We start from the raw sequence: 14,337 nt of genomic DNA, 5'->3' as shown, positions 1-14,337 counted from the left end.
GTAAGTTACGATGAAAACAATTAAAGTTACTCAAATAAAATCGAGTAGCCATCGCTTAGCAAGCCACAAAGCTTGCCTAAAAGGTTTGGGGCTGCGTCGCATTGGTCATACTGTTGAAGTTGAAGATACCCCTTCGGTTCGAGGTATGGTAAATCGTGTAAATTACATGGTTAAAGTGGAGGAAGCGTAATGGGTCTTCGTTTAAATGAGCTGGCACCTGCATTGGGGTCAAAAAAGACTGCTCAACGCCGTGGTCGTGGTATCGGTTCTGGTCTTGGTAAGACTGGTGGTCGTGGTGTTAAAGGTCAAACCTCTCGTTCTGGTTCAAGTATTCCGGCGGGTTTTGAAGGTGGTCAAATGCCTATCTATCGCCGTTTGCCAAAATTTGGTTTTACCAGCCAAATGGCCTTGACGACTGCTGAGGTTCGCCTTTCTGAACTCAATAAGATTGAAGGCGATGTGGTTAGTATTGAAACATTGAAATTGGCCAATATCATCCGTAGCGACATGAAGCGTGCTCGTATTATTTTATCTGGTGAAATTAATCGTGCTTTGAGCTTTAAAGGCGTTAAAGTTACCAAAGGTGCAAAAATAGCTATTGAAGCTGCTGGCGGTAGTGTCGAGGAGTAATATCGTGTCAAAGCAATCAGCGTCCAAGTCTAGCATTCCACTAAATCCATTTGTATTTATTCGTAAATATGATGAGTTGTGGAATCGTATGTTGTTTTTAATTGGTGCGTTGATTGTTTACCGTCTGGGTTCGCACATACCTGTACCAGGCATGGATCCAATTCGTTTGGCTGAGTTTTTTAAAGCTGGGGAAAATACCTTTTTAGGTATGTTTAATATGTTTTCTGGTGGCTCATTAGAGCGAATGTCAATCATGGCACTTGGTATCATGCCTTATATCTCTGCATCAATTGTGGTACAAATGATGTCTGTGGTTGTTCCTTCTTTGGAAGCATTAAAAAAAGAAGGTGAATCAGGGCGTAGAACACTAAATAAGTACACTCGTCAAGGTACACTGGCGTTATCTTTTGTGCAAGCGGTAGGTATGTCCGCGGGTCTAATTTCTCAAAACTTAACTTTATCAACAGGTTTGAGTTTTTACATTCCGGCGGTTACTTCACTGGTAGCAGGTTCGATGTTCTTGATGTGGCTTGGTGAACAAATTACCGAGCGTGGCATAGGTAATGGCATTTCAATGTTGATTCTTGCTAGTATTGTGGCGAGTGCACCAACAATGATTGCAGATATACTTGTTAGTGGTAGTAGTAGCAAAGAGCTTTTGACCATGTTGGTATTTGTTGTTTTGGGTATTGCGGTAACGGCGGCAATTGTTTTTATTGAAAGAGCGCAGCGTCGAGTTCCTGTGAATTATGCACAAAAACAATATGAAGGTCGTAAGGTATATGCACAACAGCAATCACATTTGCCATTAAAAATCAATATGGCTGGAGTGATTCCTGCTATCTTTGCCAGTTCATTGCTGATGTTGCCTGCCAGCTTAGGGCATTTTACGACAGCTACCGAAAACCCAACGCTTTTCCAGAGCATTATCCAGAATATTTCTTTGGTCTTGCACCCAGGTGAGCCATTATACCTGTTGGTATTTGGTGCAATGGTTATCTTTTTTTGCTATTTTTATACGGCATTAATGTTTAATCCTAAAGAAGTAGCAGAAAACCTAAAGCGTAGTGGAGCATATATACCTGGTATTCGGCCTGGACAACAAACAAAACGCTATTTAGACTTTGTTTTAAATCGCCTAACCTTTATTGGTGCGATGTATATGGCAATCATATGTTTGATGCCAATGGTCGTGCAATCATCTTTTGGCAAAGCCATTCCATTGGGTGGTACTTCATTGTTGATTATGGTGGTTGTTTTGATGGACTTTATCGCACAGATTCAAGCACATTTGATGAGTCATCAGTATCATGACCAAACTTTAATTAAATCGCCAAACTGATAGGCGTATTTGTAGGAGCATGACATGAAAGTTCAAGCATCAGTTAAAAAGATTTGTGGTAGTTGTAAAATTGTTCGCCGTAAAGGCAAAGTTTTGGTTATCTGTAGTTCAGAACCACGCCACAAACAACGCCAAGGTTAATTTTTACAAATTAACACTTGCAAAATAGTAGCGGATAATGTATTATCCGCTACTTGCCATGCTGTTGTTATTCAACAGTAGAGTAAACTTAGCAAATGCAAAAGCATTTGTGACAATGGAGAGAAATCAATGGCTCGTATTGCCGGTGTAAACATTCCGGACAACAAACACGCAGTGATTTCACTAACTTACATTTTTGGTATCGGTCGTACTACCGCTAAGCAAATTCTTGCTGCGGTTGGTATCAACGAAACTACCAAAATTGGCCAGTTGGATGATACACAGCTAGATGCTGTCCGTGCAGAAGTTGCAAATTACGCTACCGAAGGTGACCTTCGTCGCGAAATTTCAATGAATATTAAGCGTCTAACCGATCTAGGTTGCTACCGTGGTCTTCGCCATCGTCGTGGTTTACCTGTTAATGGTCAGCGCACAAAAACTAACGCGCGTACCCGTAAAGGTCCACGCAAAGCAATTAAAAAGTAACTAATTTAGGAAGCTAAAAGATGGCAAAAGACACTCGTAGTCGCAAAAAAGTGGCTCGTCGCTCGGTATCTGAAGGTATCGCCCATATTCATGCGTCTTTTAATAACACCATTGTAACCATTACCGATCGTCAGGGTAATGCATTGGCTTGGGCCACCTCAGGTGGACAAGGCTTCCGTGGTTCACGCAAATCAACACCTTTCGCCGCACAGGTTGCTGCTGAAGTTGCTGGCAAAGCAGCTCAGGAATCTTATGGCGTTAAAAATGTTGATGTTTTGGTTAAAGGTCCAGGACCAGGTCGTGAGTCTGCGGTTCGTGCATTAGGTGCATTGGGTTATAAAATTAATAGCATCAGCGATGTCACCCCAATTCCACACAACGGTTGCCGCCCACCTAAGAAGCGCCGCGTTTAAGGAGAAAGACACATGGCCCGTTATATTGGTCCAAAATTAAAATTGTCACGTCGTGAAGGTACTGACCTGCAACTAAAATCAGGTGTAAAACCTTATGATGTGAAAACAAAAAAAGCAACTCGTGCTCCTGGTCAGCATGGCAATAGTCAGAATAAAACTTCTGAATATGCATCACAGCTTCGTGAAAAACAAAAAGTTAAACGCATGTATGGTGTGTTAGAGCGTCAGTTCTCTAACTATTACAAAGAAGCTGCCCGTATGCGTGGTGCAACTGGTGAAAACCTACTTGGTATGTTAGAGCGTCGTCTTGATAATGTGGTTTATCGCATGGGATTTGGTGCGACGCGCGCAGAAGCTCGTCAATTGGTTAGCCATCGTGCAATTTTGCTTAAAAAAGCTGGTCGTGATGAGTTTATTCGTGTGAATATTCCTTCAATCCAGGTGCAAGATGGTGATGTGATTGCTATTCATGAAAAATCAAAAGAGCAGCTTCGTATCAAAAATGCCATTGAGCTTGCGACGCAGCGTGGTATTCCAGAATGGCTAGAAGTTGATCACAGTAAACTTCAAGGTACTTTTAAAACTGCACCAGAACGCAGTGAGCTACCTGCTGAAATCAACGAAAGCTTGATTGTTGAGCTATATTCTAAATAATCCGAACTAAATCGAGGTGACACTATGACAAATGCAACTGAGTTTCTAACACCTAGTGCCATTCATGTGGATGTGGTTAATGAAACAACTGCTAAGGTCACGCTCGAGCCGTTAGAAAGGGGCTTTGGGCATACGCTAGGCAACGCCCTTCGTCGAATTCTACTTTCTTCATTGTCGGGTGCTGCAGTCATTGAAGCGGAAATTGAAGGTGTGGATCATGAGTATTCAACACTTGAAGGTTTGCAAGAAGATGTACTTGATTTGCTTTTAAACCTAAAAGGTTTAGCAATCATACTACATGATCAAAATGAAGCATATTTGACTTTGGATAAACAAGGTGCGGGTATTGTAACAGCTGCAGATCTTGAATTGCCGCACAATGTTGAGATTGCCAATCCTGATTTGGTACTTGGTACACTAAGTGAGCGAGGCCATCTCAAAATGCGTTTGCGTGTGGTTACAGGCCGTGGTTATGAACCTGCTAACCAGCGTCGTGAAGACCCTAACTCGAAGGCGATTGGTCACTTGAAGCTTGATGCAAGTTTCAGCCCAATTTTGCGAGTGGCTTACGATGTTGAGAATGCCCGTGTTGAGCAGCGTACCGATCTTGATAAGTTGATTATTGAGCTTGAAACTAATGGTACAATCGATCCTGAAGAAGCAATTCGAAAAGCAGCAACCATTTTACAACATCAAATCGCAATATTTGTTGATTTGGAAGCTGAGGAAGTGGTTGAGCCTGTTAAAGAGAAAGAAGAAATTGACCCTGTGCTATTACGCCCAGTGGATGATTTAGAACTAACGGTTCGCTCAGCAAACTGCTTAAAAGCTGAAAACATTTATTATATTGGCGATTTGGTACAGCGTTCAGAAACTGAACTACTAAAAACACCAAATCTTGGTAAGAAATCATTGACAGAAATCAAAGATGTGCTTGCATCTAAAGGTTTAGAGCTTGGTATGCGTCTAGAAACTTGGCCACCAAGTGATCTGCGTGTTGATGATAGATTTTCTTATCGCAGCCGTTAATTTAAAGGATACTGACCATGCGACATCGTAATAGTGGCGTTAAGCTGGGTCGCACCAGCAGCCATCGTAAGGCAATGTTCCAGAACATGACTAACTCTCTGTTTGAACATGAGCTTATTAAGACTACTTTGGTTAAGGCAAAAGAGCTGCGTCGTGTAGCTGAGCCTCTAATCACTTTATCAAAAGAAGATAGTGTTGCTAATCGCCGTTTGGCATTTAGCCGTACTCGTAACAAGGAAATCGTTGGTAAATTATTCAACGAGTTAGGTCCTCGTTATAAGGCTCGCCCAGGTGGCTATCTACGCATCATTAAGTGCGGTTATCGTGATGGCGATAATGCACCGATGGCATATGTTGAATTGGTTGATCGCCCATAATTAAGATTGCCATTCAAATAAAAAATCCCAGTTTTTTGCTGGGGTTTTTTATTTGCTAATACTGATGAAAATGTATTTTGATTTTTTTTCTCAAAGTAAAAAGGTGGAGTTGCGTCATTCTGATAAAATGTAAAAAATCTACCGATAATTTATTGATATAAGGTTTATTGTACTTAAGCTTAAAACAATCAGGTTAAATCTGTCATATATAAATAAACCAACCAATTGTGATAACTTTTGTTGTGATGAAAGCTGAACCGTTGTGAGTTGCTTGCTTTAAATCCTAAATTTAAATCAGATTGATGATTTGTGGTTGTTGAACATCAATCATCTCGGTATTTACCAATATATCAATCTGCTTTTCCAACATTTCTTCTATCTCATCGGGTGTATTGACGGCAATGGATTCTTGGTTGAGCTCGTGAATTATCAATGGTGCATTAACTGCATCAAGTAGGGCGGTAATTGGCGGATAATCGGTAATTTGTATACCAATGATTTTATCTTTTGTCAGCAAATACTTGGGAGTTTGTTTTGTACTGTTTAAAACGAAGCAGGTGGTAGATGGTATTTGGTTTTTGATGTGGCGAAATTGTTCATTATTAATTTGAGCATAATTGGCAGCATCACTGATGCCTGAACATAATAGTGTGTGGTGGTCTTTGACGGCAATTTGCTTAATGCGTGTGATGTGATCAAGACTGTTTTTGGCGTGAATGTGTGTTAATAATGCGTAGCCTGTTTGTGTTGGGTAAGCAATGATCTCTCCGTTTTCTAGAGCGTTGGCGATTTGTTTTAATAGTCTTGGTTGTGGATTTTTTGGGTGTAAGTAGATGGTTTGCATGGTTTACCCTTGATGTTTTATTTGAAAATTTTGGCAAATGTATAAAAATACCCAAATCAATCGGCGTGCATCTTTTGGTAAGGTGTGTGGATTGCTTAAGTATTTGATAGCTTGGTGATATACATCGCTATCAAAAGTGCTTTTACTGGTATCAAAATCAGCATTTAAATTATCCTGAGAAACATAAAAAAATCGCCCACACGCTTGGTTGAGTAAACATTCTATGGCTTGTGGTTTGATTTCTACTTGTTCAAAAATCGCTTGTTTATTCGCATCTCGTCCGTCCGATTCGTACCAATAACCAAAATCATTTAATGTTCGTCTGTGTTTGCCAGCAATACACCAATGGCTGATTTCGTGTAGACAACTGGCAAAAAATCCATGTGCAAATTCAATGCGAGCGGGCTCATCACTATCGGCAGGAAAGTACTCAGGCTCAGTACCGCCACGCACAAGTATGGTTGGCATGATATGAGTGTCTGGTTGATTGAATAGCTGATTAAAAAGTGCCATCAGCCAATCAGTCATTTCCTGATCATTATTTTGGTCAATGTTTTGCCAAGTGAGTTGATAATTTTGCCAATCTTGTTCATCAAAACTTTGTGTCAGCTGAGCAATATCGTTTTTAATGTCTTGATCATTAAATAAAATATGCCAGTATTCAAAAATCTCATCACGAACAGAAGAGTTGTTTTTTGTTGGGTGGGGTGATAAATCGTAGAAATTGATGGCATTCATGGTTGTGCTTATTGGTCATAATTTGCAAGATTGATGATTTTATTGTTCCTACAAATTGCAAATCAAGATATTCAAAAAAAATTTTCGTGAAAATTATCAAAATTTATGAAATAATACCACGATTTATGATATTGATAAAGGAAAGTTTGAATGAATCGGACAAACAACCATGCTGAATGTGTTGGTAAGCATATGCCAAAAGATGACGCTGTGCCAGTGAGTGCAATGCCAAAAAATATCATGTTGGATAAATGGGCGGATATTGGTTTTGCGTGGTCGGGTGAGGTGCCTGTGTCGAGTTTTGAGCGTTTGTCCGAACAGGTTGAGATTGAAAGTGGTGATCAAATAATTAAGGTGCAGGTTGCACTCAAAAAAACCAATGGGATTTTGTGGCTTGGTTTTGATGTGATGGGGCAGCTGATGGTATCGTGTCAGCGTTGTCTTGAGCCGATGGCGGTTGATGTAACAGGGGAATATCGTCTGGCTGTTTTGTTTGATGAGACGCTGATTGAACAACTTCAAGATGCAGAATACATCTTGGTTAGTGAATTGCATGCGGGTAAAATGTTGCCTATTAAGGATTTGCTTGAAGATGAGCTTTTGTTGATATTGCCATTATCGTTGCATCATGATGATTGTGATATGCCAATTGAAATGACAAAAAATGGCAATGATGATGAAGGCAGGGAAAATCCTTTTTTGGTATTGGCGTCTTTAAAGAGTGATTTGAACTAAAATGATCAAAAAAATGCAAAATTTAAAAAGTTTTTGTGATTTTTTTGCGATTTCACTTTGAAAATTATGAAATTTTTCTGTATAATACGACATTCATTGTGTTTGCCAAAGATGCCAAAGTAAAAGGTGCTGTGCTTTGGGCTGCGTTTTGTGGTTTTATCTTAGGTGTACAAACAGTTTTAAGTTAAATATGATTTAAGTATAGTTTTGGTGATTTAGTTACTAAATTGCCTTAAATGTATCGAATTTTAGGAGCTATCATGGCAGTTCAACAAAACCGCAAAAGCCGTTCACGCCGTGACATGCGTCGTTCACACGATCGCATCACTGTGAATGCGTTGAGTATTGACTCTACTACTGGTGAAAAACACATTCGCCACCATGCAACCAAAGATGGTTTTTATCGTGGTCGCCAGCTTTTCAAGGTAAGTCAAGAAAGCTAATTGCTATTTACCATCTTATAAATATAAGTCAAGCTGTATTGTTCAAATGCACTTGGCTTTATTTTTTTGCCTTATACAGGTTAAAAAAATATGGGTTGAAAACGCCAGCAGCCTTCAAAATTAGTAAACAAGCATTTACTTTTGTGCTAAAATAAAAAAGTGCGTTTTTACGCAAATCAAAGCACGGTTTAAAAAATATAAAATGGGTAGTTTATGACAGAAAATAATGCTACAAAACGAGTGGCGGTGGTTTTTCCTGGTCAAGGCTCACAAGCGGTTGGTATGATGAACGAACTGGCCGAAAGCTTTGCGGTGGTTAAACAAACTTTTGACGAAGCGAGTGCGGCTCTTGGTTTTGACCTTTGGGAGGTTACCCAAGACGATAGCCGTCTGCATCAAACTCAATATACTCAACCTGCATTGGTGGCGGCCAGCATAGCCATTTGGCGTATCATTTTGGATAAACTGGTGGCTCAAAATATTAAACTGGTATGTTTGGCAGGGCATTCCTTGGGGGAATACAGTGCTCTTGTCGCCAGTGGCGTGCTGAGTTTGTCTGATGCGGTAAAATTGGTGCATGAGCGTGGCAGATACATGACCGATGCTGTGGCAGGCATTGATGTACAAATGGCGGCCGTACTTGGTTTGGAAGATGAGCAAGTGCTGAGTTTGTGCGAGGATACAACAGCAAGCGTTGGGATTGTTGATGCAGCAAACTTTAATAGTCCTGGTCAGGTGGTGGTTGCAGGCACCGAAGTTGGTGTGGCTCATGTTCTGTCTGCGGTAGAAAATTTGGGTAAAAAAGCTGTACCGCTCAAGGTGTCTGTACCATCACATTGTGCTTTGATGAATGGTGCAACGGATAAGTTGGCAAGATTGCTGAATGAAACGACTTTTTGTCCTGCAAAAATCCCTGTAATCCAAAACCGTCATGCCCAAGTGCATGAGAGTATTGATGACATCAAGATGGCGTTGATTGAACAGCTGTCAATGCCTGTGCAATGGGCAAAAACCATGCAAAAACTAGCCGATAAGCATATTGATATTGTGATTGAATGCGGACCAGGTAATGTGTTGTCAAATCTGGCAAAACGCCAAGCAGAACCCATCGTTACCTTACCGACCGATAAATTGGTACGCCTTGAAAAATTGGAGAATCTGATATGAGTAGAAAAATTGTTCTGGTAACGGGTGCATCTCGTGGCATTGGTCGTGCGATTGCTCAGCGTTTTGCAGATGAAGGGCATTTTGTCATCGGTACAGCAACCAGTGAAAAGGGTGTGGAGGCTATTGAAGAATATTTGGGCGAATCTAATGGCATTGGTCGTGTACTTGATGTGTGCGATGAAGAAGTGATTGATAAGCTGTTTGAAGAGATTGATAGCGTCTATGGTGGTGTGAATGTGCTTGTGAATAATGCAGGCATCACCAAAGATGGTTTGTTGATGCGTATGAAAAACGAAGACTGGGCTGGTGTGATAGATGCCAATCTGACTTCCATCTACCGAACCTCTCGTCGTGCCATTCGCAGTATGATGAAGGCACGCTCTGGTCGTATCATTAACATCACATCGGTGGTTGGTCAAATGGGCAATGCAGGTCAGACTAACTATGCAGCATCTAAGGCGGGGGTAGAAGGGTTTACTCGTGCCTTGGCTCGTGAGATTGGCTCTCGTGGCGTAACGGTGAACTGTGTTGCTCCTGGTTTTGTAGAAACTGATATGACCGAAGAGCTTGATGAGCGTTTGATTAACTCAATGCTAGATGCGGTACCGCTTGGGCGTATGGCACAGCCAGAAGAGATTGCGGCAGCTGTGGTGTTTTTGGCCAGCGACGATGCCAGCTATATCACAGGTGAGGTGTTGGCGGTCAATGGCGGTATGCATATGTGATTGTTGGGTTGGTACACAAGGAGTGAAGAGTGCTGATGGGTCAATCACTTTATTGCCATTTCATCATTTGTTGAAATTGTGAACATATGTATTCATAAAGCTTGCACTATTAACAAAAATGTTTTATGATATGCAAAAATTGTTCGGATAAAACGCCGAAATCGACATGGTGTCGATGTTAGCATTTATCTATTTATTCAAAAAAAGGAAAACTTCTATGAGCGATATCGAAGCAAAAGTAAAAGACGCGGTAGCTGAACAACTTGGTTTAAATGTTGCCGAGATTAAAAATGATGCGTCATTCATGGACGACCTAGGTGCCGACTCACTAGACCTAGTTGAGCTTGTCATGGCATTTGAAAGCAGCTTTGGCATCACCATTCCTGATGAAGATTCTGCTGAACTGACCACTGTTCAAAAAGCAATTGACTATGTGGCTGCTAAACTTTAATCAATTGATTAAAATCACCAAAAACCATCTATATTTTAGATGGTTTTTTTGATACTAGACAGCAATAATAACTACAATTCATAACAATTTGACAGTAAAATTTAGCGATATTTTGTCAGGTTTTCAAGTAAGATGAATGTCATTAATACGCACAAATCTTTATGCTTATGATGATACTATCATATGATATAGATGATGGTGCTTTATTCAGTATTCAGTCTGATTGTTGTAATGTTTTAATCACCCTTACTAATCATGGGTATCAAAAGGAGATGAAAGATGGGCATTTTTAGTTTTGCAAAAGATATTGGCGATAAGATTTTTAATCGCAATAAAAAAGACGCTGCATCGGTAAATAATGAGCCTGCATCAGTGGCTGAACCGACCGCACAGGAAATTGCCAACTTGTTGCTTGCTCGTATTCAAGCACAAAATGTACAGATTGATGGCCTAAAAGTGAGTTATAATAGTGATACCGACACTGTAACGCTAAGCGGTACCGCCCAGACGCAAGCTGACCGTGAGCGAGCACGACTTGCAGTTGGTAATGTTCAGTATGTTGAGACGGTGATAGATGATATTGTGGTGGCAACTCAGGAGCCAGAATCTCGTTTTTATACCGTAAAATCTGGCGATACTTTATCTAAAATTGCCAAAGAAATGTACGGCAACGCCCATGACTACATGAAAATCTTTGATGCCAATAAACCCATGCTTTCGCACCCAGACAAGATTTATGTGGGTCAAGTGTTACGCATTCCTGCTTAGTTTATAGTTTTTACTAAAGTTAATTACTAAAATTAAGTTGCTTTATTTTAGGCCAATGAAAAATGAAACTTGGGCTGAATTGTTAAAAAAGACCGTGTTGAGCGGTCTTTTTTTAATGACTTTAAAATTCAATTTCAAAAATCAGCAATGCTCTTTGAGTGCGGTTTGAGTTTGTGATTTGCGAAGGGTGATTTCATCAGCGGTGAGCTGTTTTTGGTTGCCTTGTGCATCAATCTCGTATACCGCATCGCCTGTATTTAGGGCATTTAGATTACTGCGTAAGGTCTGGCACTGTTTTTGTTTTTCGCTTGTGGTTGGTTCGGGTTTATTTGATGACTTGGGAGAATAAAAATTTAAAACAGTGTGCTGTCCTTGTGGTGGAAATTGTCCATATAACAGCTCTCCATGCTTGCCAATGCTTTGATATATGGGTATGGCCATGCTGTTTTGAAAAGTACTAAATAGTAAGAAGATGAATGAGCAATGCAAAAGAGAGTTCATGTATTTACCTTTGCTAATATCACGATTGAGTTTATTGTAGCATGAATCATATCAAAAACATCAGGTAACTCATAAAAATTTTGTATATAAGAATAAAAATGGCAAAATTTATGTATGTTACAAAAATATTATTGGTCAATAAAAAATATGCTTGGCAAGGCGATGGTTTTGCGATAATATACTTGAATCAAGATGAGTTATAAGATGTTTTTTCGTCATTTGTTCTTCTTTTCTAAATTGGTCTAAATTGGAAAAGAAGCCGACATCTTGAAGCTTATCTTGCAAATCAATTTACAACTTAATGCTTTTTTGGTTATTCATAAAAGTCAGCGTAGCTATTATCATTATCATGAAGCTGCGTTTGTTAAAGAAAAGCGGGTGAATTACCGTTTATCGATGCTTTATTTAACATTGCTTCAGACTTACCAGTCTGCAAGACGATACTCTGCCAAACCTTTGTAGCTTCTTGCACGCCTTGTTTTGTCTTTAGCAAATTGCGTTTGTTGATTACCTATTGAAACAAGGATTAGCAATGACAAAACAAACCGCCCAAGCCCCTAGTATGATGGCGCTTACCCAAACGGCAAATGCTGCCAAAAATTTTCAAGAAAACCAAGCCAAGCTTGCATGTGGTGAAACCGTTGCCATGTCAGGCGCAGAACTTCTAGTTCAAGCGCTCATTGACGAAGGCGTAGACTATATTTTTGGCTACCCTGGTGGGGCTGTTTTGCATATTTATGATGCCCTATTCAAACAAGACAAAATTGAGCATATCTTGGTTCGCCACGAGCAAGCAGCAGGGCATATGGCAGATGCGTATAGTCGTGTTACTGGTAAAACAGGTGTGGTGCTTGCCACATCAGGGCCAGGTGCGACCAACACTGTAACCGCCATTGCTACCGCCTTTATGGATTCCATTCCAATGGTGGTGCTTGCAGGGCAAGTGCCAAGCACTTTGATTGGTGATGACGCTTTTCAAGAATGCGATATGATTGGCGTGTCCCGCCCTGTGGTCAAGCACAGTTTTCAAGTTCGAAATCCTGTTGATATCCCAACAATCATCAAAAAAGCTTTTTTTATTGCCAGTACAGGTCGTCCTGGACCTGTTGTGGTGGATATCCCAAAAGACATGACCAACCCTGCCGATAAGTTTGATTACTTTATGCCAAAGATGGTTGGTATGCGTTCTTATCAGCCAACATCAAAAGGTCATGCTGGTCAAATTAAAAAAGCGGTAGACTTGTTATTGTCTGCTAAGCGTCCTGTATTGTACTCAGGCGGTGGCGTGGTTCAAGGCGATGCGTCCAACGAGCTTCGTGAACTTGCTGATTTATTAAACCTCCCTGTTACCAATACCTTGATGGGTTTGGGGGCGTATCCTGCCACAGCACCACAGTTTGTTGGTATGCTTGGTATGCACGGCACTTATGAAGCCAACATGACCATGCACCATGCTGATGTGATTTTGGCGGTGGGAGCAAGGTTTGATGACCGAGTTACCAATAATGTCAAAAAATTCTGCCCAAATGCAACCATCATTCATATTGACATTGATCCAACGAGTATCTCAAAAACAATCTTGGCACACATTCCAATTGTCGGTGATGTTAAGTCTGTATTGGGCGAAATGGTAGGCATCATCAAACCAGGAGATAGGCGTCTAGATGAGCAGGCCTTGAATGATTGGTGGACGCAAATTAATGAATGGCGTAATCGCCATGGCTTGCGTTATGGCTCTGATACGGATGCCGACATTCACGCCATCATGCCGCAGCGTGTGGTTGAAACTTTGTACAAATTGACCAATGGCAAGGCGATTATCACAAGCGATGTCGGTCAGCATCAGATGTTTGCTGCTCTTTATTATAAATACGATGAGCCACGCCAATGGCTAAACTCTGGCGGTCTTGGCACGATGGGCGTGGGCTTGCCCTATGCGATGGGTGCAAAACTTGCTTGCCCTGAACGCACGGTGGTGTGCATTACAGGCGAAGGCTCTATTCAGATGAATATTCAAGAGCTGTCCACTTGTTTGCAGTACAATCTGCCTGTCAAAATTTTAAACCTAAACAACGCCCAGCTGGGTATGGTCAAACAGTGGCAAGATATGCTGTATGAAAGTCGCCATTCACAATCTTATATGAAGTCTTTGCCTGACTTTGTCAAACTTGCCGAAAGTTATGGGCATAAGGGCGTAAAGATTACCAATCCTGCTACGATGGAAGAGGAGCTAAAAGCTGCCTTGGCAATGGAGGGGCTGGTATTTATTGATGTCTATGTAGATAGGGCGGAGCATGTCTATCCAATGCAAGTAGCTGGGCAATCCATGCGTGATATGTGGTTATCAAAAGGGGAGCGTACCTAATGGCACAAGCACAAAAACATCTCATTTCTGTATTGATGGAAAACGAAGCAGGCTCTTTGTCTCGTGTCGTAGGGCTATTTTCTCAGCGTGGCTATAATATTGATACGCTCAATGTGGCCGCTACCGAAGACCCAACGCTTTCTCGCTTAACCTTAACAACCATCACTACTAATGATAAGATTGAGCAAATCACCAAGCAACTGCACAAGCTCATTGAAGTGGTTAAGGTTCAAAATTTGTCTGAGGTCTCAAACGGCTTTCAGATTGAGCGTGAGCTGATGCTCATCAAAGTGCGAGCGACTGGGGCGTATCGTGAAGAGGTTTATCGTACGGCAGATATCTTTCGTGCCCAGATTGTTGATGTCTCTGCTAATTTGTATACCATTCTCATCACAGGCGATGCTGGCAAGCTAGACGGCTTTATTGAAGTGATTGGCAAAGACAAAATCTTAGAAGTGGTGCGAAGTGGTGTGATTGGCATTGCACGGGGCGAGCGGACGCTGTCTTTGTAGCTGTGGCTTTGTTGTA

General features: G+C 41.1%; 20 protein-coding genes. 17 read left to right on the top strand and 3 right to left on the bottom strand.

All coding sequences use genetic code 11. From position 1 onward, the window contains the following. The first annotated feature begins 10 nt into the window (after positions 1-10). The 9 genes from rpmD to rplQ all read left to right on the top strand — a co-directional run bounded on the left by rpmD (position 11) and on the right by rplQ (position 5,072). Entirely contained in the window at positions 11-190 is a 180-nt protein-coding gene (gene rpmD / locus U9670_RS06565) for a 50S ribosomal protein L30 (RefSeq protein WP_046698575.1), read from the top strand. Next, entirely contained in the window at positions 190-630 is a 441-nt protein-coding gene (gene rplO / locus U9670_RS06560; RefSeq protein WP_323841953.1) for a 50S ribosomal protein L15, read from the top strand. Before rpmD ends, rplO begins: the two co-directional genes overlap by 1 nt. A 4-nt stretch (positions 631-634) precedes the next feature. Next, positions 635-1,972: a preprotein translocase subunit SecY gene (gene secY, locus U9670_RS06555; RefSeq protein WP_323841954.1), complete on the top strand. Its 1,338-nt coding sequence runs from the start codon at positions 635-637 to the stop codon at positions 1,970-1,972. A 24-nt stretch (positions 1,973-1,996) separates the two neighbouring features. Further along, positions 1,997-2,113, top strand: coding sequence for a 50S ribosomal protein L36 (gene rpmJ / locus U9670_RS06550; protein WP_036364264.1), 117 nt, complete (start codon positions 1,997-1,999; stop codon positions 2,111-2,113). A gap of 129 nt (positions 2,114-2,242) precedes the next feature. Then, positions 2,243-2,599: a 30S ribosomal protein S13 gene (rpsM, locus tag U9670_RS06545; protein WP_323841955.1), complete on the top strand. Its 357-nt coding sequence runs from the start codon at positions 2,243-2,245 to the stop codon at positions 2,597-2,599. 20 nt (positions 2,600-2,619) lie between these two features. Next, complete coding sequence (gene rpsK, locus U9670_RS06540) at positions 2,620-3,012, top strand: 30S ribosomal protein S11 (RefSeq protein WP_323841956.1); 393 nt, start codon at positions 2,620-2,622, stop codon at positions 3,010-3,012. A gap of 12 nt (positions 3,013-3,024) precedes the next feature. After that, the gene (gene rpsD, locus U9670_RS06535) at positions 3,025-3,666 is read left to right on the top strand and encodes a 30S ribosomal protein S4 (protein WP_323841957.1); all 642 of its coding nucleotides are present in this window, start codon (positions 3,025-3,027) and stop codon (positions 3,664-3,666) included. 24 nt (positions 3,667-3,690) lie between these two features. Further along, complete coding sequence (locus U9670_RS06530) at positions 3,691-4,695, top strand: DNA-directed RNA polymerase subunit alpha (protein WP_323841958.1); 1,005 nt, start codon at positions 3,691-3,693, stop codon at positions 4,693-4,695. Positions 4,696-4,712: 17 nt separating this feature from the next. Next, positions 4,713-5,072, top strand: a complete 360-nt coding sequence (gene rplQ / locus U9670_RS06525; RefSeq protein ID WP_323841959.1) for a 50S ribosomal protein L17 — start codon at positions 4,713-4,715, stop codon at positions 5,070-5,072. A gap of 289 nt (positions 5,073-5,361) precedes the next feature. Here rplQ and U9670_RS06520 read toward each other — a convergent pair whose 3' ends face one another. Beyond that, positions 5,362-5,916, bottom strand: coding sequence for a Sua5/YciO/YrdC/YwlC family protein (locus tag U9670_RS06520; RefSeq protein WP_323841960.1), 555 nt, complete (start codon positions 5,914-5,916; stop codon positions 5,362-5,364). Positions 5,917-5,919: 3 nt separating this feature from the next. Then, positions 5,920-6,654 (bottom strand): elongation factor P hydroxylase, encoded by a 735-nt coding sequence (locus U9670_RS06515; protein WP_323841961.1) that lies wholly within the window; start codon positions 6,652-6,654, stop codon positions 5,920-5,922. Positions 6,655-6,804: 150 nt separating this feature from the next. Here U9670_RS06515 and U9670_RS06510 point away from each other — a divergent pair, with 150 nt between their 5' ends. The 6 genes from U9670_RS06510 to lysM all read left to right on the top strand — a co-directional run bounded on the left by U9670_RS06510 (position 6,805) and on the right by lysM (position 10,943). Beyond that, on the top strand, positions 6,805-7,389 hold the full coding sequence (locus U9670_RS06510) for a YceD family protein (protein ID WP_323841962.1): 585 nt from the start codon (positions 6,805-6,807) through the stop codon (positions 7,387-7,389). Positions 7,390-7,649: 260 nt separating this feature from the next. Continuing rightward, positions 7,650-7,832 carry a 50S ribosomal protein L32 gene (gene rpmF / locus U9670_RS06505; RefSeq protein ID WP_323841963.1) on the top strand — a complete coding sequence of 61 codons (183 nt, stop codon included), beginning with the start codon at positions 7,650-7,652 and terminating at the stop codon, positions 7,830-7,832. A gap of 213 nt (positions 7,833-8,045) precedes the next feature. Continuing rightward, entirely contained in the window at positions 8,046-8,999 is a 954-nt protein-coding gene (gene fabD, locus U9670_RS06500; protein WP_323841964.1) for an ACP S-malonyltransferase, read from the top strand. Continuing rightward, positions 8,996-9,724 (top strand): 3-oxoacyl-ACP reductase FabG, encoded by a 729-nt coding sequence (gene fabG, locus U9670_RS06495; protein WP_323841965.1) that lies wholly within the window; start codon positions 8,996-8,998, stop codon positions 9,722-9,724. The genes fabD and fabG overlap by 4 nt, the downstream gene beginning before the upstream one ends. Positions 9,725-9,941: 217 nt before the next feature. After that, positions 9,942-10,175 (top strand): acyl carrier protein, encoded by a 234-nt coding sequence (gene acpP, locus U9670_RS06490; protein ID WP_323841966.1) that lies wholly within the window; start codon positions 9,942-9,944, stop codon positions 10,173-10,175. Between the two features lie 279 nt (positions 10,176-10,454). After that, positions 10,455-10,943, top strand: a complete 489-nt coding sequence (lysM, locus tag U9670_RS06485; protein WP_323841967.1) for a peptidoglycan-binding protein LysM — start codon at positions 10,455-10,457, stop codon at positions 10,941-10,943. A gap of 141 nt (positions 10,944-11,084) precedes the next feature. On the opposite strand, the gene U9670_RS06480 is transcribed toward lysM, so the two are convergent. Further along, the gene (locus U9670_RS06480; protein WP_323841968.1) at positions 11,085-11,444 is read right to left on the bottom strand and encodes a hypothetical protein; all 360 of its coding nucleotides are present in this window, start codon (positions 11,442-11,444) and stop codon (positions 11,085-11,087) included. 646 nt (positions 11,445-12,090) lie between these two features. Between U9670_RS06480 and U9670_RS06475 the strand changes: the two genes are divergently transcribed. Then, positions 12,091-13,809: an acetolactate synthase 3 large subunit gene (locus U9670_RS06475; RefSeq protein ID WP_323842112.1), complete on the top strand. Its 1,719-nt coding sequence runs from the start codon at positions 12,091-12,093 to the stop codon at positions 13,807-13,809. Continuing rightward, positions 13,809-14,321 carry an acetolactate synthase small subunit gene (gene ilvN, locus U9670_RS06470; RefSeq protein WP_323841969.1) on the top strand — a complete coding sequence of 171 codons (513 nt, stop codon included), beginning with the start codon at positions 13,809-13,811 and terminating at the stop codon, positions 14,319-14,321. Before U9670_RS06475 ends, ilvN begins: the two co-directional genes overlap by 1 nt. Positions 14,322-14,337: the final 16 nt, after the last annotated feature.

This window comes from Moraxella tarda (assembly GCF_035181405.1).
Classification (GTDB): Bacteria; Pseudomonadota; Gammaproteobacteria; order Pseudomonadales; family Moraxellaceae; genus Moraxella.
This window is presented reverse-complemented; position numbering and strand designations above follow the sequence as displayed.